The organism is Vibrio sp. 2-2(8), from assembly GCF_963888495.1.
Lineage (GTDB): Bacteria > Pseudomonadota > Gammaproteobacteria > Enterobacterales > Vibrionaceae > Vibrio > Vibrio anguillarum.
On sequence record NZ_CAWPJM010000022.1, the window covers coordinates 35,327 to 58,539 of the forward strand.

Sequence of the window (23,213 nt, forward strand, 5' to 3'; positions counted from 1 at the left end):
GCGAAGGGGATAAAAACCATATAGGGGACGAAACATGATCACTCAACTCATTAATGAGAACTTGATCCGGCTTGATTTGAAAGCAACATCAAAAGATGGCGTTTTCTCAGAGCTGGTCGATGTACTGTTAGAACAAGGACGCATCAGCGATAAATCGCAGTTTTTAGCCGATATCTATGCTCGTGAAGAGCTTGGTAACACTGGATTTGAAGATGGTGTCGCACTGCCTCATGCCAAAAGTTCCGCCGTTATCTCGCCTGCAGTTGTGATAGGCATCAGCAAAAGCGGTATCGAATATGGCGCGGAAGATGGCTTGCCTTCTAAATTATTTTTCATGATAGCCTCGCCTGATGGTGGTTCAAATCATCATATTGAAGTGCTGGCAGAGCTCTCTTCCAAGCTGATTGAAGAAGGGTTCATCCAACGTTTCTTAGACGCAAAAACAGAGCAAGCAGCGCTAGATTTATTGCTACAAAAAACCGAAAAAACAACCGATGTTGAAGCCAATAAAGGCTTTTTGATTGGCGTAACGGGCTGCCCAGCGGGTGTTGCACACACTTATCTTGCCGCTGAAGCGCTGGAAAAAGGGGCCGCCGCGATGGGTTATCAAATTAAAGTCGAAACCAACGGTTCGATTGGGGTGAAAAACAGCCCAACGGATGAAGAGATAGCCAAAGCTGATGCGATCATCGTGGCTTGCGACAAGCAAGTTGACATGGTGCGCTTTGCGGGTAAAAAACTGATTGAAACTGGCGTTAAAGCGCCGATTCGTGATGCAAAAGGGTTGATTGAAAAAGCCCTCAGCGCACCAAAATATCAAGCCGATGCCAGTACCAAGACTTTAAATGGAAAAGGCAAAGCGGCGCAAGCTCGCTCCGATTTATACCGCTATTTGATGAATGGTGTATCGCATATGATCCCATTCGTTGTTACTGGCGGTTTGTTGATTGCTTTAGCACTCGCTATTGGCGGCGAGCCAACCGAAGCTGGTATGGCCATTCCTGACGGCAGTATGTGGAACCAAGTGCTGAACGTCGGTGTGGTTGCTTTTACGTTGATGATCCCCATTCTTGCAGGTTACATCGCGTATGCGATCGCCGATCGCCCCGCTCTGACTCCTGGCTTAATTGGTGGTTGGATCGCTAACAACGGGTCATTCTACGGCGCAGATGCCGGTACAGGTTTTATCGGTGCCATTATTGCTGGCCTTTTAGTCGGTTATTTCATCAAATGGTTAACAAGCATCCATTTTCACAAGTTTATTCAACCACTTGTGCCAATCATGATTGCACCCATCGCAGGCTCACTCTTTATCTCTGGGCTCTTTATTTTTGTTATCGGCGCGCCGATTGCAAGCCTGATGGATGGCTTAACCGCACTACTTACGAGCATGAGCTCAGGTAACGTGATACTGCTCGGTATTGTGCTCGGCGGCATGGCTGGCTTTGATATGGGTGGCCCATTTAACAAAGTGGCATTCCTCTTCTCTGTTGGTATGATTGCCAGTGGTCAAACTCAATTTATGGGTGCAATGGCGTGTGCCATTCCAGTCGCGCCACTCGGTATGGCTTTAGCAACCGTTTTGGGCCGTAAACTGAACTTGTTTGAAGCCTCTGAAATTGAAGCAGGGAAAGCTTCCGGTGCAATGGGCTTGGTTGGTATCTCTGAAGGGGCAATTCCATTTGCCGCGCAAGATCCGATGTCAGTCATTCCAGCAAACATCTTGGGGTCGATGGTTGCAGCGGTTATGGCGTTCACTTTTGGCATTACAAACAGTGTTGCCCACGGCGGTCCTGTAGTAGCATTGCTCGGTGCCATGAATAAGCCTTTGCTAGCTTTGCTTTGCATGGCAACCGGTGCTGTAGTGACAGGTGTTGTTTGTATCACTCTGAAAAAAATGCGCCAAGCGAAATTACAACAAGCAACGGCTTAATGATCAAGCACTCTCCCCCGAGAGTGCTTGATGTTCATCAACGCTGAGCTTCTGACTTTATGTTGTACTCCCGCTTTAACTCGGGAGTTTTTTATTTCTCTTACTCTGTGTACTGCTACTTTGTTTTTATTTTGATTTTTTGTGAGATGTACTATGACCAATAACAAACAACCTTTCTTTTTGATGGACAATGTCATCCAAAACTATGCGTGGGGAAGCACGACTTCGATTCAGCACTTGTTTGATATTGCTAACCCAACCAAGGCTCCACAAGCAGAAATTTGGATGGGAGCACACCCAAATGGATGCTCACAAATTCATGTGAATGGAGAACCTGTTTCGTTGCTTGAGATGATCAACCAAGATAAAACAGCGTTTCTTTCTGCTGCTACTGCAACAACCTTTGGTGAGTTACCTTATCTTTTCAAAGTACTTGCCGCAGCGAACGCCCTTTCGATTCAAGTTCACCCAAGTAAGCAAGAAGCGGAAATTGGCTTTGAGAAAGAAAACCAAGCGGGGATCCCACTCAATGCCGGACATCGCAACTATAAAGATCCTAACCACAAGCCGGAATTAGTTTACGCCCTTACCCCTTATAAAGCGATGAATGGGTTTCGCCCAATCACAGAGATTGTTGAACAATTTCAAACGCTGAATATCAATGCGATTTCAACCCTAGTCGATGCTTTTGCACACAACCCAACATCACAAGGTTTAAAAACCTTTTTTAGTGCATTGCTATCATTAACTGGCGAAAAAAAAGAACATGCGGTGAATGCATTATTAGCGTATGCCCATCATCATTCAGATGATGATCTTTTTGATCTCATTTTAGAGCTGGCACAACAATACCCCGGTGATATTGGCCTATTTTCTCCGTTAATGCTCAATGTACTCACTTTAGCTCCGGGTGAGGCCATGTTTTTAGACGCCAGAACACCACACGCCTACTTGAAAGGTACCGGGCTTGAAATCATGGCCAACTCAGACAACGTGCTGCGCGCTGGCCTAACACCCAAACACATGGATATTGAAGAGCTCGCATCATGCACGCTATTTGAAGAAAAACCCGCTTCAAGCCTGTTATTGAAACCAATCGAAGAAAATGGAGCATTATTGTTCCCTGTCCCAGTCCGCGATTTTAAGTTTGCGATTTACCTCAATGCCGCGCAAGTTAACGTGAAAATCAACAGTGCCGAAATTATCTTTGCCATTGATGCTGATGCGACCTTAACCCATGACAATGGTGAGTCTCTAACCGTGAAAAAAGGTCACTCAATCTTCATCCCCGCATACGCTGAACATTATCAACTGTCATCACTTGGACGTGTCGCACGCGCGTATAATTAACAGCCGATGTGATAAACAAAAAAGCCAGCATCTGTTCTGCTGGCTTTTTATTTGGGATTATTACGAAAATTTGCGCTAATCAATTTGTGGGCAGTTAGATATTCTGCGACTGCTTCCAAACCGCCAGTTCAACCCACATTTGTTCGAGTTGTTGCAACTCTTCTTCTGTGAGCAGTGCTAAGGTCGTTTGAGATTCAGATGTCGGACCGTCTTTGAGAGAGCGAATCTGCGCATAAAAATCCTTCTTTAATTGCGATATCACAGGGTCCACAACCGATTCCTATAAAAATACTAAAATTCTCAAAAATAATACCATTTTTCATAGACATGTCTTATGTCGTGTTAAGTTATGGAATAGTTATCACATTTCTAATGTCGGAGGTTAAGGCATCACAAAGCACACCTCCAATTCCATAATCAACATTACACTTTTCAAACATTAAAACCAGAACTACAAATTTTAGATAAAAAAAGAGCAATGCAAAATAAATGGCATTGCTCAACTTCCAACAAAATCCCTACAAGGATATCTACAAACTTAGCTCTGCTGGAACAACACTGACTTTCTCATCAAGTTCAATGGGGTTTAAAAAATTAGCGCTGTGTTCTTTACACAAAGGTATAACAAATAGCCTATCATCACTAAAACCAGTTTGTTTGACCAATACGCCATGATGATGCTTGTTTATGCAATTATGTTCTGCACAAAATTGGTATTCATTATTATTAAAGTGATTCCAGTAACTAAGCCAATTCTGTTTTGATTCTTCACTTAAATTTTCGTTAAATGTATTGGTTACAATCATTGTTCAATCCTGTCGATGAGCACAAAATGATAATATGACGAAATAGAAACCATAAGTATGAATAAGCTATCACTTTCTTGACGTTCAAATATCATTTAATGAATTCTATGAATTTAATTCTCACGCCGACTAATGCTTGACTATTAAAAAATAGAAATTTAAATAGAAAAACAAATATCCCTACAATGTCAAATAATATGTTGAGACAATGATAATATGTATTGGTTATTGATAATATATTGTGATTTAAACATTCTCTTTATTTCATCCTCATTAATATGATTTATATCATAAGCAGCGATATGAACTTTATCACCTTTCTGGATAAAGTTCATATCACCCCAATAGGTATAATTTGGTGCACCAGTAAAGAGAATCAGTTCATTAGGAAAACCTTGTTTTTCTATTTCAGGTAAAATAGTGCTATACATACCTTCATCAACTTGGTTATTAATCACGTTAGTTAACCACACCATTAAATGACAATAGAATATTTTTAGTTCGGTGCAATCAACTTCTGGCGTTGCTAAATAGAAATCACCATCTCGTTCAATATAGGAGATAAGCTTTAAATTCTCACCATAATTTGAAGGACTTAATCTCAGCACATCCCACCAATAGTGATTAATCCCTTTAGAACATTCTCCCCAAGATTTTCGTTGGTCAATTTTATTGGAACCTGTCAATTCACGAATAGTAAAGTCATTGCCTATAGTAAGCTGTTTTGGCATTAAAGCGCTCACTTTCCCTTGCTCATAACTCACTTGGCAACGAATAACAAATTCTGGCTCAATATCAACTTTACTTCCACTTCTTGGGTAGTAGATTATCTTCCCTGAGGTTAACGTTTCCGGATGAGAACAATCAATCACAAAGATACCATTGGGCAATGCCGTTTCTTGTACTTGTTCTGCACCACTTAAATGACCTGAATAATTACCAATAATACCGATACACAACATGAAACTTTCCCTTTATCACTGACTTTATTGCTTATATTGACACTTGTTTGTTCACCAGTATCTGTGAACAAATATCGAGTTGAGCAAGCAGCCAAGTAGCAGCCAGCAAATCTGCACTACCTCCTGGACTGAGATTTTTATGCGTAAATTGCTGGTCGAGTAGCGTAATTTCACTGTCAAGGTTGGTGTGGGGATAATGGCTTTTTTCCAGTAGCTGCCTTGATTGACTTTGTACGTAGTCGAGACCCGACATTCCACCACGGTTAACCACATTGCTGTCACAGTTGTGGCTCATTAAAGAGAGCAAGGTTTTTGACAGCGCTTGCTCTTCCGAATGGCCTTGCAAAATGCACTCTTGGTAAATAGGCAGCCCGTAACAATAAATGGTAGGGTAACCTTTTGAAGCTTCTCCTCGAATGCCCGTAATTCCAAATTGTTTGTACAGTTTTTCTCCAGCAGTTACGGGGATTTTATTGGATAATTTTAAATCATCTACCACCAAACTTGCGCAACACTCTTTGATAACGGCTCTCACTCGTTGTGAGTCGTAACTGAGTCCTTTTTGATACAGCCAGCCGACTGCACCGCATATCAGGCCAAGGGTAAAAATCATGCCTTTATGCGTATTAACTTTATTGGTTGCGGAAAACATCGCTTTCTCTGCCTGAATACCAACAGTTCTTAAACCCGGCAGCAGTGATTTGGCTGGTAAATACGACATTCTGGCTCCTGCTTTAACGAATGCCTTCATAAACGGCCGAAGTGCATCGCAACTGCGCACAAATGTATGGATGTCCATATCATGGTGCGCACCGTTTGAGGAGCAATCTACCAGCCCCGCTTTTGGGGTTAAATGCACTTCTAACATCATGGCGTGGTAGGCCAAATTGCCTGCTAACACACAAATATTCAGCCTCAACGCTCCACGTTCGGCTGGTTGATATAGGCAGCAGTCATCCATCAACCATTCAATGCTTCTATTGGCAATCATGGGTTATCTCGCTCATTTTATGGATCAATTCAGACAGAGGATGAGTTCGGTTACGAGCGCAACTTTTCGCCTCGTTCTCACATAATAAACAGCGTCGCTTCGGCAAACGTAACATCTCTCTCGACATTGGAAGACCAGAGGTTGAAATCACATCGATATCAAATAGACGCCCATAGTGATGATTCTCCTCCAATTTCACCATCAAGCATTTTAACCGATAGGGATCTTCGCATTTTGCAGCGATCAAAAGCTCATAGCCGGTGACTTCCACAACAGTTTCCATCCGAACAACCGCAATGTTGTTTGCTAAACAGGTTTCTAAAATCGCATAGTATCCAGCATCAAACGCTTTTTCTGATATCGCATTTTTCTTAACAACCCCCACCATGTTGATCGTGAAACTGATCAGCGGCAGAGAGTGAGTGTTAACCCACTCTCTTTGTCGATAGGCTCTTTGTTCTTTACAATCAAGTAATTGCTGTAAATTAACTTGTGGCCCACTGTACACTCACAACTCCTTAACTTGCCGAATCACATCAAGCACTGAACCATCACGGTAACGAACATAGCCCACCACTTTTTCTTCAAAAGCAATGGACCTTGGTTTACCCGTCAATAATTCTGCCCTCTCTTGCAACTGCTCGATGCTCATTAGAATCAGGCCACTTTGTTGCAATTTTTCGGCAATTTCAGGTCGATTCGGGTTAACTGCCACACCATGATCAGTCACTAACACATCAATTTCGCTGCCAACGGTCACGACATTCAATACTGATTCTACAACCGTAGGAATTCGGCCTCTGACCAAGGGAGCAACAATAATCGTCAAATTGGCCGAAGCCGCAGTATCACTGTGACCACCCGATGCGCCGCGGATAACACCATCGGAACCGGTAATCACATTGACGTTGAAATCGGTATCGATCTCTAGTGCACTTAAGATCACTACATCCAATCGATCTACTACCGCTCCTTTGGAGGCAGGATTAGCATATTGGTTAGCGGAAATTTCAATGTGGTTTGGATTGCGAGCTAAAGAGTCAATCGCATGGCCATCGAATGACTGAACATCGAGTAGCGTTTTGATCAAGCCTTTTTCATGCAGATCCACCATAGTGGATGTAATACCACCCAGTGCAAAACTGGCTGTAATATTCTTTCTGACCATTTTTTCTTCAAGAAAACGAGTCACCGCTAAAGAAGCACCACCCGAGCCAGTTTGCATTGAGAAATCTTGCTTAAAGTACCCAGAATGCTCAATAACATCGGCCGCTTTCCGTGCAATCAAAAGCTCACGGGGGTTACTTGTCATACGTGTTGTTCCACCGCCGATTTTTGAAGCATCGCCGACACATTTCACCAGTACCACACTATCAACACTATCTTGCGCTATTGAAGCTGGTTGGTTTGGAAATTGAACCAGTTGCTCGGTTAAAATAACCACATGCTTAGCGTACATGGCATCGATTTGTGCGTAACCCAAAGAGCCACAACGTGAATGACCATGTACGGCATTGGCATTACCAAATTCGTCACTGGTAGAGACACCAAGAAACGCAACATCAATATTAAGTTCACCAGATTGTATAAGCTGAACACGACCACCATGCGAATGAATGTGGATCGGCTCATTCATGGATCCGTTGGAAATAAATTCCGCCAGCTCACCACGCAATCCGGAGGTATAAATCTTACTCACTACACCATTTTCTATGTGCGTAATAAGCGGTGAATGGATTTCGGCCAACGAGCTGGAGGCTAAGGTTAAATTCTTTAATCCTAGCTGCGCGAGGACATCCATCACCATGTTGATGATTTGATCACCACCACGAAAAGAGTGATGGAATGAGACAGTCATACCATCTTTCAACCCACTGTTGCGCACAGCGTCTTGAACGGTTTTGAACAGCTTACGTGACTTTTTTTTGTCACGGTCATATAAGTGGGGAGTAAGCTCATGTGGACCCGCATAAGGTCTTAAATTGGGAGCCGTTAAATCAAATTCACGAAGTTTTTTATTATTCATCCAACTGCTGCCTTACTGTTTAATACCGGATTTTGCCCGCTCTAGTGTCCATCGAGCACGTTCAATGATCGGCGCATCCACCATTTTTCCATTGAGAGAAACCACGCCAGAACCTTGTTGCTCAGCGTCTTGCGCCACCTCAATAACGGCGTAAGCGTGATCAACTTCTTTCTGTGATGGAGCAAAAACGTTGTGGATCATTTCGATTTGGCGAGGGTTAATCAGCGACTTGCCATCAAAACCTAATGTTTTGATCTGTTCCGCTTCGTGAAGAAAGCCTTCGTCATTGTTCGCATCGGAATAAACAGTATCGAAAGCCATGACGCCGGCGGCACGAGCAGCTTGCAGTATTGAACAGCGTGCAAACAAAAGTTCAGTGCCTTCAGATGTGCGTTGTGTACGCAAATCGCGTACATAATCTTCTGCGCCCAACGCAATACCAATCAAACGTTTTGAACCACAAGCAATCTCAACAGCGTTATTTACTCCCATCGCCGATTCAATCGCAGCAAGCATTTTGGTACTGCCTAACTTGCGACCAAATTCAATTTCAGCTTGTTCTATGGCAAGCTCCATATCCACCACATCTTGCAGCGTATCTGTTTTGGGTAAACGCACCGCGTTCACGCCAGCTTTGACGACGGCCCTTACATCAGCATGTCCAAAATCAGATTCCAAAGCATTAACACGTACAATCGTCTCAATATTTTGGTAGAGCGGGTGTTGCAGTGCGTTGTAAACCAACATGCGCGCCGTATCTTTCTCACGCAGGGAGACGGAATCTTCTAAATCAAACATGATTGCATCGGGTGTGTAGATGAATGCATTGCTTAACATTGCCGCATTAGAGCTTGGGACAAAAAGCATGCTTCTTCGTAGCTTACTCATTAAATTGCCCCCCAAATAATATCGTTATTAGCGATATTCGCTGCGCGCATCACTGCGGCTTGTACGCGAGCGCGGATCACACAATCAAGGGCTCCTTTATCATTAATAGTGACGATGGCAGAACTGACACCCATCTCCTCCAACGTGTGAGTTACAACCTGACGGATAATTGGCTCAAATTGCTTTTCGACCGAGCTAGTAATGTCAATTTTCAGATGACCGCCACCGCTAGGTGTCACTTCAACGAGTAGGTCACTCGACTCAAGTGTTCCAGCGTAGGAGCGCTGACTAATATGCATACGAAGTCCTTAAGATACGTCTATTGGATGTTTGAATTTTTTGACAATAGATGTTTATCCGCTATTGCCTGTTGCTAGCATTGTCGTCAAAGGCTGGGCGATTAAAGGGGACGCTGCTCAAGTTTCGCTGTAGGGTAAAAACCATTAACGTTTTTAATGAATTTAATCGCGAGTAAAGAAAGAACAATAGCAATGATGTGAAAACGCCACCCTGAAAGAGTGGCGCGGTAGCGATAAGCATAAATACTAGGCGTTTTTAACGTAGACCCGTTCAGGTCTACCGACCCGGCCATGCTCATTTTCAACCGAGATGAAACCGCTGGCGGCGCAATATTCAAGGTAGCGTCGCGCAGTGGTTTTACTGATCCCCACTTCACTGCCTAAACTTTCCGCGGTGTATTTAAGGCCGCTATTGGCTCTAAATACTTGTTTAATCATATCCAATGTTAACTCACCAATCCCTTTAGGAAGGCGGCTGGATTCTTTATCCCGCGTCTGGATATTAAATAAATCATCGACATGGCGTTGGCTGATGTTGTCAAACGCTTTGATGGCACAGTGGTATTTCAAGTATCGATTGAGCGTTTCTTGTAGTCTATCGTAAGAAATAGGCTTTAAAAGGTAGTCAAAACAACCACAATGAAGCGCGTCTTTTACTGTTTCCATCTCACTTGATGCCGTCACCAAAATCACATCGGGTTGATTGCCACTCTTATCGGCGATGATCTCGCGCAACAAATCAATCCCACGGCCATCGGGCAAGTAGTTATCTAAAATGATCAGGCTAGGTTTATGGATCCGTATCATCGTTTTCGCCATAGCAATGGTCGATGCGATACCGATAGGATTGAACCTTATCGTCTGACGGAAGAAATGTGCATGAAGTTCAGCGATTCCAACTTCATCTTCTATAATTAATACATCAATCATATTCATTCTTAATTACCTTTATTCGGAATAAAAATTGAAAATATCGTTCCCTTAGGTTCCGCATCATCAACTAATATAACTCCACCAGCATTCATCACGTATCGATTGATAAGATATAAACCTATTCCATGGCCTTCACTATCTTTTTTACTGGTTACCCCACGTTCAAAAATAGTACTTGCTATATCCGATGATATACCACAACCATTGTCAGAGACTTCAACCACTAAATCATCACCAGCATCTGTAATTAACACGGTAACAATTTTATTACTTTCAGGGTTCTGAAGTGTGGCTTCAAATGCGTTATCAATCAAATTCCCAATAATAGCGGATAATTCATTTGGTTCTATTTTTTCATTTAAATGACGTAACTGGCAAGTGGGATCGAACTGCAATTCTAGCCCTAGCTCGCAAGAGCGAGAATATTTTCCTAGCAGGATTCCTGCAATTTGCCTTAGTTTTATTCTTGAACTTATAAAGTCAATTAATTGTTGCTTTTTTATGTTTTCACTGTTAATTAATTCTAATGCTGCTTTATTATCTCCTATTTCTATTAAACCACTAATTGTTGATAATTTGTTTGCATGCTCATGACGCATCACACGTAAATTATCAGTATATTGTTTTATTTGTGTTAATTCTGCCGTAAGTGAATTAATATCATTCTTTTGACGAAAGCTAACAACCCACCCTATGAGTTCTGTACCATCAAATATAGCAACTCGGTTGGCAATGATCGTTTTCCCATTGATCGATACAATTTCATCTTTAATATTTTTTTCAAACGGTGTCTGAAAGAAAAATTGAGAATTAGTTACATACTCCAAAATAGAACGAGATTTCATATGTTTTGGATCACGCTCTGATCCCAGTAATTCTAACGCGCTACGGTTGATCGCTAAAATAGAACCTACTTTATCGATAGCAATCACTCCCTCATAAACGGACGATAAAATCGACTTTTGAAGATACAGTGCCAACGCAATTTCTGAAGGTTCCATGCCATTCATTTTCTTTTTTATGTGACTAGAGAAAAACCAAGCACCAATTAATGTCAAAAAGAATGTAAAGATGAGTTCATAAACCAGTGGTTGAAAATAAAAATTGACCCACTGTTCAAAGCGATTGAACAAATAGCCCACAGAGATCACACCGATTATTTCACCATCAAAATCTACGATTGGCGCCTTGCCACGAACACCATAGCCTAAACTTCCCTCTTGAATGGAAACATAAGCCTCACCTCGCTCTAATACTCCTTCATTATCGCCACCTTGCATTGGTTTTCCGATGCTCTTTTTAACGGGGTGAGATAAGCGTATGCCATCAGCATCGCCAATTACAATAAAACTAGCATCCGATATTTTATGCAATCGGCTAATAACGTGGTCAATCGCGGCAATATTTTTAATCCGAACTTCTTGAATTAACTCAGGATCACTTGCAATCTCTTTAGCTTGAATAAGCGCTCTTGTTCCAACTTGATGCTCAAGCGTATTAATAAGCCCTTTATGAAAGTTCATACCCACTAGAGAAAGTTGAACCATCATTAGGCAAAATATTAATATAAATACCCGATTTCTAAATGATAGACCATTTTTCATCCTTGCCACTATTTGCATATAATTAATGCTCATACTCGAAACTTTCCTTTAATTAAATTTCTTATTTAGTCTATTCATCGGATATTTTGCTTGGCAAAATAATAAAAAGGAAGATACCGTGATCTTCCTTTTTAAATTACGGTTAGCCTCCGATCACATACTTGATCATTACTCCAGCCGCTACGGCCGAACCGATAACACCAGCCACGTTTGGTCCCATCGCGTGCATCAATAAAAAGTTTTGTGAATTAGCTTCTAGACCCAATTTATTACTGACTCGCGCTGCCATCGGTACCGCCGAAACCCCTGCAGAACCAATAAGCGGGTTCACTTTTTCGGTGCAGATACGATTCATGGCTTTTGCCATTAGCAGACCCGCCGCTGTACCCACACAGAACGCAACAATACCCAACGCTAAAATACCTAAGGTTTGAGGTTGCAAGAACTTGTCTGCCATCAACTTCGAACCTACCGACAATCCAAGAAATATCGTAACGATGTTAATTAAGGCATTTTGAGCAGTATCACTGAGCCGTTCCACCACCCCACACTCACGCATTAAGTTGCCAAAGCAAAACATCCCAAGTAGTGGCGTGGCCGAAGGCAGCAACATCGCAATCAAAATAAGCAGCATTAACGGGAAGCAAACTTTTTCAACTTTACTAACGGTTCTAAGCTGAGTCATTTGAATTTTACGCTCTGCTTCCGTGGTCAGCGCACGCATAATCGGCGGTTGAATCATAGGAACCAACGCCATGTATGAGTAAGCGGCAACAGCAATAGCACCCAGTAATTCTGGCGCTAGCATACTCGAAACATAAATCGCAGTAGGGCCATCAGCCCCCCCAATGATACCGATAGCCGCAGCCTGAGCCACACTAAAGTCCATCAGCCCCAATTGACTAAGACCTAACGCACCAAGAACGGTAGCGAAGATACCAAATTGAGCAGCGGCTCCTAGCAACAAGGTTTTGGGGTTCGCCAATAGTGGGCCAAAATCCGTCATAGCCCCCACGCCCATGAAAATGACCAACGGGCCCACACCAGATGCAATCACCACGCTATAGAAGGTATACAACATACCATCGCTGTAATTGAATTGTTCAGCCAATAAATGCAAATTCATTTTTTGTAGCGGAGTCGCCATCTCAAGCGCGTGCTTCACCGAATCAGGAGCCGCTTCCGTGATATTAAGCACAGAGGAAAAAGCGCTCATAACATCGCTTTTCCCAGCGTAGATCGCCGCTTCTATTGCATTAACGGCTAGGTTTGCATCTGGCAAGTTTGCTAAAATTCCGCCGAAACCAATCGGCACTAGCAGTAAAGGTTCGAACTTCTTCACTATGGCCAAGTACAGCAACAAAAGACCGATGATAATCATAACGGCTTGGCCTAGCTGTAAATGGAAAAATCCGAAATCATTGATTAGCGCTAAAATACTGTCCATCATCGTTCCTTACGCTAACGCCATCAAAGCATCACCAACCTGCACGGAATCCCCTTCAGAGACACTCAACTTTTCAATAATGCCATCTCGGGCTGCGCGGATTTCCGTTTCCATTTTCATGGCTTCTAAAATCAGCAGTACTTGGCCTTCTTCGACTACATCTCCTACCTTGGTGTGTATTTTCCAAATGTTGCCTGCCAGAGGAGCAGCCACTGTTTCAGCGTTACCTGAAGGAGCACTAGGGGATGCCGAAGCAGCCGCTGCTTTGGGGGAAACGTTGGACGCAGTTGCAAGAACCTGTGGATCACCGCCTTCGTTGATTTGAACAACGTAGCTTTGGTTATTAACACTCACGGTATAGATCGCTTGTTCTTCTTTGCAGGCCACAACGGGGGCTTTCACCTCAGCAATACAAGGCTTAGGCTCAAATGCAGCTGGATTCATTCTATTTTCTAAGAACTTCCAACCCACCTGGTCAAACAGTGCTATGGTAAGAATATCGTCAATCACCTCTTCAACTAAAGAGATATTTCTCTCTTTGGCCTGTGCTTGAACACTCAATGACAACGTATTGATTTCTGGTTCAATTAAATCAGCAGGTCGACAAGTGATTGCCGCTGCGCCTTTCAGCACTTTCGCTTGAAGTTCGGCATTCACTGGCGCTGGTGTCTGTCCGTATTCTCCTTTAAGAACACCAGCCGTTTCCTTGGTGATGGTTTTGTAACGCTCACCCATCATCACATTAATCACCGCTTGCGTGCCTACGATTTGTGACGTTGGGGTAACCAGTGGAATAAAACCGAGATCTTCTCTTACGCGAGGGATCTCTTTCAGCACTTCGTCTATTTTATCAAGTGCATTTTGCTGTTTGAGTTGGCTTTCCATATTGGTCAGCATGCCGCCAGGCACTTGAGCCACTAAAATACGTGAATCGGCTCCTTTTAGCTGCCCTTCGAAAGCATGATATTTTTTGCGAATTTCACGGAAATAAGCGGCGATACTCTCTAATTTGTAGATGTCTAACCCGGTATCACGTCCTGTCCCTTTTAAGGCCGCGACTATGGACTCAGTACAAGGATGGCCATAAGTACCACTCATCGAAGAAATGGCAGTATCAACGCGATCCACTCCAGCCTCAATGGCCTTCAGTAATGTCATATCAGCAAGGCCTGCCGTTGAATGACAGTGTAAATGAAGCTCTATATCAAGCTGTTTTTTCAGTGTAGAAACCAATTCGCTGGCTTCATACGGCGTCATAACACCCGCCATATCTTTGATTGCGATGGATTGCACACCGCACTCTACTAATTGCTCCGCCACATCAACCCAAGATTGCATGGTGTGAACTGGGCTCGTGGTATAGCAAATGGTGCCTTGAGCATGAGCTCCATACTTATTGACGGACTGAATGGCCTGTTTCATGTTGCGTACATCGTTTAATGCATCAAACACACGAAATACGTCCATTCCGTTGACAACAGCACGCTCAACAAATTTATCAACAACATCATCAGCATAATGGCGATAGCCAAGGATGTTCTGTCCTCTAAATAGCATTTGTTGCTTGGTATTTGGCATCGCCTTTTTAAGCTCGCGCAACCGATGCCATGGGTCTTCCCCTAAAAAGCGGATGCATGAATCGAACGTGGCTCCGCCCCACGTTTCCAAGGACCAGTAACCAATTTGATCAAGTTCCGATGCGATGGGTAACATGTCATCAAGACGTAAGCGAGTAGCAAAAAGAGATTGATGCGCATCGCGCAAAACGACATCGGTGATGCCAAGTGGTTTATTGTTATTAGACATTAAAAATCCCCTATATTCGAATCATGATTAACTGAATTTTTTCTTATGGTGGTGAAGGGCTGCAGAAATGGCAGCGACAAGCGTATCTTCAGGTGCCGTGGTTTTATCTGACACTGTAGGCTTGTTGATTAACACTGGTAAAAAATAAGATGAGAGACTGGTCAACACTCTAATTGCGCCCACCAGCAACAATAGGAAACAAAACACAAACCCCATGCCTAATGCCATTAGGGTTATGCCTTCATAAATAATTGGATCTTGGCTCATGGTTATTCTAAAACCCACATTAAAATCGGTGAGATTAGTCTACTGAGCGAAGCTTATGGACTTCGTGAACTTCATCATTCAAATGACACCATTAAACAACTTAAATGGTGTTTATTTATTTAATTCATATTGATGTAAATACCGTTTAAATTCATCAAATTGATAACAAACAATTTACATCAAGCACACCTAAATAACCAAATAAGCAGGGAACAAGCCCATATTTAAACCCAATCAAACAGGAAAGTGACGAAATAGCAGATAATGGTAGCCAACTTTATAGTGACCGGATGTCAGCAAGGAATAATTAACATCATTAAGGTCATTTAAAACTCAAGTGCTGCGTGTAATTGTCCGCTAATTCAAATTTTGATCATCATTTCGCCGTTATGGTTTAAATATGGGATATGCCAAAATGAGAAAACACCATGCAAAGCAACCAATACCGTAACACCATAGACAATTTGACAAATCTACAACAAAGAATTGAACGTCAATCTCAACTCTTAAAGCAATTTCAGGCGCCCCTGATCACGCTTACATTAAATTTGCCGATTGAATTAGCTCAAAAAAGATACACCGAAGTGATATTCAATAGCGCACTTGATGCTATAAATGAAAAGATCAATGCACTCAGATCACAGGTACTGCATCGTCAGATAATCCATTCCAATTTTGGTTCAGAAGCCTATTATATTACTCAGATTGCATCGGCTAACGTTGTAAAAAAAGCGATGATCGATATTGAACAGATACACCCTTTAGGTACGTTATTTAATATCGATGTAATGTGTCTGCGAGGGAAAACCATTTCTAGAAAATCTTGTGGTATGGCACCACGGCAGTGCCTAATGTGTGGCCAGCCAGTACAGAAATGTTCATCGACTCACCAACATGCATTGGATGAGCTAGAAAAATGTATCGTTTCATTATGTAATCAGGCTTACAGCTATAGTTAAAAACTAGTCGTTAGTTAAATATGTAAACGCGATTTTCATTCGAGCCCATCGGCACAATGAGTGTAATAAATAAAAGCGCCCTTGCATTGCGGCGCTTTTGCATTGGTATGCATTCAACATTGTATTGCGATATTGCCTCTATCTTTCATCGCCATCGTTCTTCTCTTTACTTGGTAAACGGATGTATCAAGGCTAAATAACGGCTTCAAATAGTTAAGGGTCGTTTCTGGAACAAGTTGCGCAACCATATCCCATTGATTATCGAACAGTAGATTTCTCACTAATGACGCCGAAATTGGCGTATTGGCTTTTTCTGTCCGTGGAAGCTCAATCAAAGCGATCGGCGCACTGTCTAACGTCGGTGTAGTCAACCATTGCAGCATCTGCTGATTATAAAAACGTGTAACGGCGCAAATAGGTTCAGTTCCCACATACCTACGTGTGATCCCCAATGCGGGTGCAATATAATTGCGAAATAATTGCAGATCGACCGCAGTATGACAGTAGTTCGTCACCCCTTCATCTTTGAGAAAGTAACTAGGAAAAGTCGCGCGCGAAATAATATAGTCTGAACCTTCGTGGATAATGACATTTTTTAGATCTTTCACACCTGAACGTATCATTGCTAAGCGATCTTGATAAGAAAAAAAGGAACGATCCTCTTTAACCACAAACAAATGGACCCAATCGCATTGTTGAGCGGCCTGTTCAATCAGGTAACGATGCCCTCTCGTAAAAGGATTGGCATTCATCACAATACTTCCGATGTGATTGCCAGGTTGCTTGAGCTTTGAGAGTCGGTGGCAATAATCGGTGAGCCGGGACTTGCTGTTTTCTAGCAGAATGACGCGCCCTTTTACAGCGGTAAGCAAATAAAAACCCGCACTGTGAAACATCGCGTAATTTTCAGGTTTGGTGTAAATAAAAAGATTGTAACGCCCCAAATCGTAAGCAAGCGTGACCAATTCACTTAATAATGTTGTTGATAACCCTTGTCCTTGGTGCTGAGTGTCTACCGCAACGGACTTGAGTGTATTCCCCGCCAAACCACCGCATCCAACAATGGATTGGTTATAGTAAGCGATGACAAAGAGTTCAACATCCGCATCAACCCCGAGTCCCATTTTTTGCAAGAATAGACTGACGGGCTCCATTCTTCTTGCATTGCTCTTTTTTATTCGTTCAAAACTGTATGACGTGAGCACAGGCCTTTCTCATTTAAAAATTCACCAACAAATTATCTTGTTTCTTTGACTGACTAACGTTGAGTTTCATCATATAGGGTATCAATGATTAATTATTTAAATGGCGTTAATGAATTAATTCAGCATTTTTGGATAATATTTAACCAATACCATTTGATTTTATATTAATGACAAAACCCTCCATCTATTCGATGGAGGGTTTTGTCGCTATTTACATCAATGCAACACTAAATTTCATCTCGTTTAAAGAACTCGAAAATTATGCTGGCTGTGATGTTTGTTTTGTCTTTCTGTACATACCAAATAGTGGTAGTGCAATTGACAATACAGTAATAGCAATTAATACCTGTGATACGGTTGAGCCTGCAAAAATAGATAAATCTTGATTGGAAATCCTAAACGCTTGGCGGAATGATTGCTCCATGGTGCCACCCACTATCACGGCAAGAATCATAGGCGCAGTGGGGATATTCACTCGCTTCATGATCACACCAGCCACACCCAAGATGATCAGAATGTAAAACTCAATCACTGAGCTACTGATCGCGTAACAACCGATAAATGCCAAACCTAATACAATTGGGTATAACACTTTAGGTGGAATGGCTAACACTCGTACTAACAAACCTGCCAGAGGAATATTCACTATAGCCAGAATGATGTTTGCTACAAACATACTTGCAATCAGACCCCAAGCCACATCAGCATGCTGTACAAATAGCAATGGTCCAGGCTGAATACCCAACATCAGTAACGCACCCATCATGACGGCCGTCGTACCAGAACCTGGAACACCGAGCGACAACATCGGGATCATTGCACCAATCGATGCAGCGTTGTTAGCCGACTCTGGTGCTGCAAGGCCTTCAATTGCACCATGGCCAAACTCTTCACTGTGTTTTGAAAGCTGCTTTTCGTTGTTGTAGCACATTAACGAGGCCATAGTCCCACCCGCACCGGGCAAGGAACCGATGATGAAACCAATGGGAGCACTGCGAAGAATAGCCCATTTGGAACGTTTCCAGTCATCCCCTTCAATCCAAATGCGTTTGAATTTGGTTTGTGCTTTTTTCGTGCCTTTACTTAACGAACTGAAGCTCTTAAAGACTTCACCCATTGCGTAAATACCGATAATCACCACCAGAAAATCAATACCCGTTTGAAGGTGTAAATTACCAAATGTAAATCGTTCTGCTCCACTTTGCGCATCAATACCGACCGTTGCAATAGCAAGACCGATTACCATGGATAAGAAACCTTTCAACATATTGCCTTTCGACATGGATGCGGTCATGGACAACGCAGCCACCATCAACAAAAAGTATTCCGCAGGACCAAATTTAAGCGCGAATCCTGCAACAGGTTCAGCAAGTAGTGTCATTAAAATTGCGGCTATCGTACCGCCGATCAAAGAAGCAATCGCTGAAATCGCTAACGCGGATTCTGCTCTGCCCTTCATCGCCATCGGGTAGCCATCGAAGGTTGCCGCCAAGGCGGCACCATCTCCGGGAGTATTGATCAAGATCGAGCTACGAGAACCACCAAACATCGCCCCAATGTAAACACCCGTCATAGTGATCAAGGCGGCCGTCGGCCCCATAGCAAACGTCATGGGAAGCAGAACAGCAACACCCGTTGCGGGGCCTAAGCCTGGAAGCATTCCCACAACAGTACCCAATATGCCACCTAACGTGACTAGTAATAGATGATAAGGTTGAAAAGCGATACCAAAACCATTCATTAAGTTAACAAAAATATCAGTCATAATTATTTGCCTTATTCCATAAACGGTAATGGTGGAAGACTAATGCTTAGTAACGTGCTGAACACAAAATACACGCAGACAGAGAACGCTAATGCAACCAAGATGCTTTGTTTCCATGCCTTGATTCCACTAGTGATCGTCAACATTGAAAACAAGAAGAAGAAGGTGCTGATTACATAGCCAAGTGGGTCGAAAATCAGAGCGTAACCAACAGAAACAATGCAGGTATATAAAATTCTTTTACGATCAAACTTCTTCACTTCATCTTCATTAATCAAAGCAATAAAAGCCATGACAGAGGCTCTCATGTTACTTTTAGCCAGAAGAATGCAACCTACCATCAGAGCAAGTACTGCAATGCCCATTGGGAAATAAATAGGATCAAGTGGGTTGCCGAAGGCAGCTCTTGGCATGGTATAAGTCATGCCTCCATATATAAGACCAAATCCGACGCTAAACAAACCTGTAAAAGCATCCCAGTTTGGACGAATCTTGTTATTTTCCATATGTAACCCTTTTGCGAGGAATGATTGAGAAACAATGCGATTGGAAAGAATTCGGGGACACGACAACACTCTGAGCCCCCAATATTTAAGATGAATTATTTTTTCTTAAATATTTCCGCTAGGATCTCTTTATATTGCTCATTAGTGGTTGCCAAAAATTGAGTGAATTCCTCACTATTCTGGTAAGCATCATCCCAGCCATGACGTTTGCGTGCTTCCGCCCACTCTGATGTTTCCGCCATTTGTTTTAACTTGGCATTCCAATAAGTGACCGCGTAATCAGGCATATCTTTCGGGCCAAATAACCCACGCCAGTTTTCGAAAGTCGCATCAATTCCTTGTTCTTTCACTGTTGGAATCTTAGCAACTTCGCCTTCACCAATTCGTTTATTAGCTGTGTGTGCCAGCGCTACTAGGTTACCGCTTTCAACCAATTGAGCGACATCACCAAGACCGGTCGAAATGAGGTCAACGTGTCCACCCAATACTTGAGCCACCGCGCCGCCGTCCTGAAAGGAAATGTAATCAATCTGGTTTAGGTTCGGTACGCTTGCTGCTTTCGCAATCATCAGAAATTGAATGTGATCCATACTGCCTGCAGCCGATGTTCCACCAATTTTAACGCTCTTTGGATCCTTTTTAAGCGCATCCATCACTTGATTGATTGAGGTGTATTTTGAATCTTTTGAAACGACGAATGCGCCATAGTCAGTGATCAAACGGGCTAATGGAGTCGTATCCTCATAGCTGTATTTGCTTGCACCAGTAAGGTGAGTAAGCAAAATAGGTGGAGAATAAACAGCAATTAATTTGTCACTGTCTTTTTGCGTTTGCATATAAGCTAAGTTAACGGCACCACCACCACCAGGGCGGTTAGTGATCGGTAAATTCGATTCGACTAAGTTGGTATCTTTTAGGGTCTTAGCAACGGTACGAATGGTTAAGTCCCAACCACCACCAGCACCTGCTGGGGCTATAAATGAGATTGTTTTAGGCGGATAATCTTTCGCCATTACCGTTCCTACAGGAATAGCGCAGATAGAGGCAATCGCTGTGCTGATCAGTATACTCTTGAGTTTCATATTCATTATTGTACCTATTATTTATAGTTATTCCCTTTAGCTCAACTATTAGCTAAATACTTAACTGTCATTCAGCCTCAAATTGATAATGGAATTATTCAATGAATACGAAAATGGTTATGTGATTCAAAACCCTATAAATTAGTTGTTTAATGCGGGATATGACGTTTATGATTTTAAACTGAGTACGCTTTATTAAAACCCACTCACGTATAAAATAAATACAATACATAACAAATGGTTAGATAAATATCTCATTTAAATAAAAATAACCAACTCATGTTTAACATCACAGAATCAAGAAAATTGTGACGTGTGACAAATAATAAAAATAGTGAGTGATAGGATATTTAATTCTTATTTTAAAAATAAGAAAGAGAGCCTCCACTCTCTTTCTGTATCGTATTAATCACCACAATTACAATTTAAAATTATTCACTAGGCTATCGAGTTGCTTAGAAACTTTTTTCAAATGTTCGCTACTGACAGTGAGCTCCTCAGCCACTGTTGTTGTTTCCATGGTGAGATGATTAATATCTTCAACGGTGCGGTTGATTTCACTGACCACACTTGATTGCTCTTCCGTTGCCGTCGCCACTTGAATGTTCTGATCACTAATATTCTCTATATAAACGCGGATCTGTTTTAGCGAGCTATTGGCATTTTCAGCTTGTTCAACCACCAACAAACTCTGCTCTCGGCCTTGGGACATTGCCCCAACCGCCCGTTTCGATTCTTCCTGTAAGTTATTAATGACTCTTTGAATTTCTTCGGTTGATGCAGCAGAACGGCTTGCTAAATTTCGCACCTCATCGGCAACGACCGCAAAACCTCGACCTTGCTCTCCCGCTCGCGCCGCCTCAATCGCTGCGTTCAATGCAAGTAAGTTCGTTTGCTCGGAAATGCTACGAATAGTCTCAAGTATCGAGCTGATGTTAACCACTTGACCAGCCAAAGAGCCTACGACTTGTGCAGCTTGCTCTAATTCAGTGATCAAATCTGCAATTTGCACTTGTGCTTTCTCTACTACAGTGGTGCCATTTTCCGCCTGATGAGTGGCCTGTTTCGCAACGTCGGCAGCTTGAGCTGCGTTGTTTGCAATTTCGCCTACCGTTGCGCCTAACTCATGAATGGCAGTGGCCACTTGAACTGTTCTATCACGTTGCGAAGTGCAGTTGTTTTTGGTTAATAGTGCCCGAGCTGAAACTTGGTTAGCCGTATTCGCTAATTCATAAGAACTCGAAGCCACTTGCTTGATCGCTACATGTACTTTCTCAATGAAGTCGTTAAAACTGTCGCTAATTTTCGATAACTCATCTTGGCCACCTAAATCAATGCGAGCATCTAGCGCCATGTTTTCAGCGGCCAAAGCAATGGATTTTTGTAGGCTGGCCACTCGCGTTTTTAGGCCGATAACAATAAAGAATGAAGTGACAAACGAAGTTAGCACGCCAATACCAATAATGATAAACATGTGATTTTGCCCTTGGGCATAACTCTTTTGGCTATTGACGTTCTGCTGTTTGGCCTGCTCTAGTAGCGAATCGAGGATCACATTGGCTTTTTTACGCAGTTCACCATAGGTAACCGCATATTGATCTCGGTATATGTTGCGCGCCGTATCTAGATCGCCCTTTTCAAATGCCGCCAACATAGGATTAAGTTGAGTACTGACCATTTTTTCAAAGTCAGTCAACAGCTGCTGAACTTGTCTACGTTGTTCTGGATCCACTTGTGACTGAACTGCGTGCTCGACAGACTGCCTCATTTCAGGGATATCTTCGTCACGTGTCTCTTTCACGCGTGTGAGGACACCCTTTTTATCTCTTAACGACGTCTCTTGAAGTAACATCATATCGATACCAACCCGCATACGGGGAATTCGAGAGGCAACTTCAGCCATTGAACGCATTGGCGCGGCCGTATTGAGATAGAGCTGTTCTGCCTGTCGTTGAATCGTCGACATGCTATTGAAGCTCGCCATTCCAACAATAATCAACGCAACGCAAGGTAATAACACCGCAAAAATTAATCGCGATTGTAAAGTAAACCGATTAGCAAACATCTTTTATATCCTTTTTAGTTGTAGCGCCATTATGTTATGGGGACAGATCTTAACCAATGAATGGTTTCTTATTTATTAAAAAGTTATCTTTTCTAGAACGTTTTAAATTAAATTAATGACTTTTATGACGTTAACTCAATAGCTAAGTATAGGCAATTTTAGGTTGAATGAGAGATGTGGAGTCAGCCGTATTTGTGGCACAGATGATCTTTTCAAAAAGACCACCACGATTTCAACGCTGAATGGAAATCCTTCACTTGTTGGATGGGCTGCTCGCTAGAAGTAAAAAGCCGAAGCAATCAATGCTCCGGCTTTTATT

General features: G+C 42.5%; 21 protein-coding genes. 3 read left to right on the plus strand and 18 right to left on the minus strand.

Going from position 1 to position 23,213, the window contains the following annotated elements; genetic code table 11:
- Nucleotides 1-34: 34 nt before the first annotated feature.
- Together AACV12_RS06610 and manA are read left to right on the plus strand one after the other, a co-directional pair.
- Entirely contained in the window at nucleotides 35-1,933 is a 1,899-nt protein-coding gene (locus AACV12_RS06610) for a PTS fructose transporter subunit IIABC (RefSeq protein ID WP_170900066.1), read from the plus strand.
- A gap of 153 nt (nucleotides 1,934-2,086) precedes the next feature.
- Nucleotides 2,087-3,283 carry a mannose-6-phosphate isomerase, class I gene (gene manA / locus AACV12_RS06615; RefSeq protein ID WP_170900067.1) on the plus strand — a complete coding sequence of 399 codons (1,197 nt, stop codon included), beginning with the start codon at nucleotides 2,087-2,089 and terminating at the stop codon, nucleotides 3,281-3,283.
- Nucleotides 3,284-3,377: 94 nt separating this feature from the next.
- Here the strand turns inward: manA and AACV12_RS06620 are convergent, their stop codons facing one another.
- The 13 genes from AACV12_RS06620 to AACV12_RS06680 all read right to left on the minus strand — a co-directional run bounded on the left by AACV12_RS06620 (nucleotide 3,378) and on the right by AACV12_RS06680 (nucleotide 15,312).
- Nucleotides 3,378-3,554 (minus strand): hypothetical protein, encoded by a 177-nt coding sequence (locus AACV12_RS06620; RefSeq protein WP_017042466.1) that lies wholly within the window; start codon nucleotides 3,552-3,554, stop codon nucleotides 3,378-3,380.
- A 259-nt stretch (nucleotides 3,555-3,813) separates the two neighbouring features.
- The gene (locus AACV12_RS06625) at nucleotides 3,814-4,089 is read right to left on the minus strand and encodes a hypothetical protein (RefSeq protein WP_013856975.1); all 276 of its coding nucleotides are present in this window, start codon (nucleotides 4,087-4,089) and stop codon (nucleotides 3,814-3,816) included.
- Between the two features lie 188 nt (nucleotides 4,090-4,277).
- On the minus strand, nucleotides 4,278-5,051 hold the full coding sequence (locus tag AACV12_RS06630) for a DUF5718 family protein (RefSeq protein ID WP_013856976.1): 774 nt from the start codon (nucleotides 5,049-5,051) through the stop codon (nucleotides 4,278-4,280).
- Nucleotides 5,052-5,082: 31 nt separating this feature from the next.
- On the minus strand, nucleotides 5,083-6,042 hold the full coding sequence (gene citG / locus AACV12_RS06635; RefSeq protein ID WP_013856977.1) for a triphosphoribosyl-dephospho-CoA synthase CitG: 960 nt from the start codon (nucleotides 6,040-6,042) through the stop codon (nucleotides 5,083-5,085).
- Nucleotides 6,029-6,550: a citrate lyase holo-[acyl-carrier protein] synthase gene (gene citX, locus AACV12_RS06640; protein ID WP_013856978.1), complete on the minus strand. Its 522-nt coding sequence runs from the start codon at nucleotides 6,548-6,550 to the stop codon at nucleotides 6,029-6,031. Before citX (AACV12_RS06640) ends, citG begins: the two co-directional genes overlap by 14 nt.
- A complete protein-coding gene (citF, locus tag AACV12_RS06645; RefSeq protein WP_013856979.1) occupies nucleotides 6,551-8,068 on the minus strand; it encodes a citrate lyase subunit alpha in 1,518 nt (505 codons plus the stop codon).
- Nucleotides 8,069-8,080: 12 nt separating this feature from the next.
- Entirely contained in the window at nucleotides 8,081-8,956 is an 876-nt protein-coding gene (citE, locus tag AACV12_RS06650; RefSeq protein ID WP_029189992.1) for a citrate (pro-3S)-lyase subunit beta, read from the minus strand.
- Entirely contained in the window at nucleotides 8,956-9,255 is a 300-nt protein-coding gene (gene citD / locus AACV12_RS06655) for a citrate lyase acyl carrier protein (protein ID WP_013856981.1), read from the minus strand. The genes citE and citD overlap by 1 nt, the downstream gene beginning before the upstream one ends.
- A 246-nt stretch (nucleotides 9,256-9,501) precedes the next feature.
- On the minus strand, nucleotides 9,502-10,191 hold the full coding sequence (locus AACV12_RS06660) for a response regulator (protein WP_013856983.1): 690 nt from the start codon (nucleotides 10,189-10,191) through the stop codon (nucleotides 9,502-9,504).
- Nucleotides 10,192-10,193: 2 nt separating this feature from the next.
- A complete protein-coding gene (locus tag AACV12_RS06665; protein WP_170900068.1) occupies nucleotides 10,194-11,825 on the minus strand; it encodes an ATP-binding protein in 1,632 nt (543 codons plus the stop codon).
- A 109-nt stretch (nucleotides 11,826-11,934) separates the two neighbouring features.
- A complete protein-coding gene (locus tag AACV12_RS06670) occupies nucleotides 11,935-13,239 on the minus strand; it encodes a sodium ion-translocating decarboxylase subunit beta (protein ID WP_105976966.1) in 1,305 nt (434 codons plus the stop codon).
- 9 nt (nucleotides 13,240-13,248) lie between these two features.
- The gene (oadA, locus tag AACV12_RS06675) at nucleotides 13,249-15,045 is read right to left on the minus strand and encodes a sodium-extruding oxaloacetate decarboxylase subunit alpha (RefSeq protein ID WP_170900069.1); all 1,797 of its coding nucleotides are present in this window, start codon (nucleotides 15,043-15,045) and stop codon (nucleotides 13,249-13,251) included.
- A 27-nt stretch (nucleotides 15,046-15,072) separates the two neighbouring features.
- Nucleotides 15,073-15,312 carry an OadG family protein gene (locus AACV12_RS06680; RefSeq protein WP_019281352.1) on the minus strand — a complete coding sequence of 80 codons (240 nt, stop codon included), beginning with the start codon at nucleotides 15,310-15,312 and terminating at the stop codon, nucleotides 15,073-15,075.
- Nucleotides 15,313-15,740: 428 nt separating this feature from the next.
- On the opposite strand from AACV12_RS06680, the gene citX (AACV12_RS06685) reads away from it, so the two are divergent.
- Nucleotides 15,741-16,271 carry a citrate lyase holo-[acyl-carrier protein] synthase gene (citX, locus tag AACV12_RS06685; protein WP_013856989.1) on the plus strand — a complete coding sequence of 177 codons (531 nt, stop codon included), beginning with the start codon at nucleotides 15,741-15,743 and terminating at the stop codon, nucleotides 16,269-16,271.
- 113 nt (nucleotides 16,272-16,384) lie between these two features.
- Here citX (AACV12_RS06685) and citC read toward each other — a convergent pair whose 3' ends face one another.
- The 5 genes from citC to AACV12_RS06710 form a co-directional block, all read right to left on the minus strand.
- On the minus strand, nucleotides 16,385-17,476 hold the full coding sequence (citC, locus tag AACV12_RS06690; protein ID WP_170900070.1) for a [citrate (pro-3S)-lyase] ligase: 1,092 nt from the start codon (nucleotides 17,474-17,476) through the stop codon (nucleotides 16,385-16,387).
- Nucleotides 17,477-17,735: 259 nt separating this feature from the next.
- Nucleotides 17,736-19,241 carry a tripartite tricarboxylate transporter permease gene (locus AACV12_RS06695; protein WP_013856991.1) on the minus strand — a complete coding sequence of 502 codons (1,506 nt, stop codon included), beginning with the start codon at nucleotides 19,239-19,241 and terminating at the stop codon, nucleotides 17,736-17,738.
- A gap of 11 nt (nucleotides 19,242-19,252) precedes the next feature.
- The gene (locus tag AACV12_RS06700; RefSeq protein ID WP_019281353.1) at nucleotides 19,253-19,747 is read right to left on the minus strand and encodes a tripartite tricarboxylate transporter TctB family protein; all 495 of its coding nucleotides are present in this window, start codon (nucleotides 19,745-19,747) and stop codon (nucleotides 19,253-19,255) included.
- A gap of 95 nt (nucleotides 19,748-19,842) precedes the next feature.
- Nucleotides 19,843-20,835 (minus strand): Bug family tripartite tricarboxylate transporter substrate binding protein, encoded by a 993-nt coding sequence (locus AACV12_RS06705; protein WP_013856993.1) that lies wholly within the window; start codon nucleotides 20,833-20,835, stop codon nucleotides 19,843-19,845.
- Between the two features lie 412 nt (nucleotides 20,836-21,247).
- Nucleotides 21,248-22,894 carry a methyl-accepting chemotaxis protein gene (locus tag AACV12_RS06710; protein ID WP_170900071.1) on the minus strand — a complete coding sequence of 549 codons (1,647 nt, stop codon included), beginning with the start codon at nucleotides 22,892-22,894 and terminating at the stop codon, nucleotides 21,248-21,250.
- Nucleotides 22,895-23,213 lie beyond the last annotated feature (319 nt).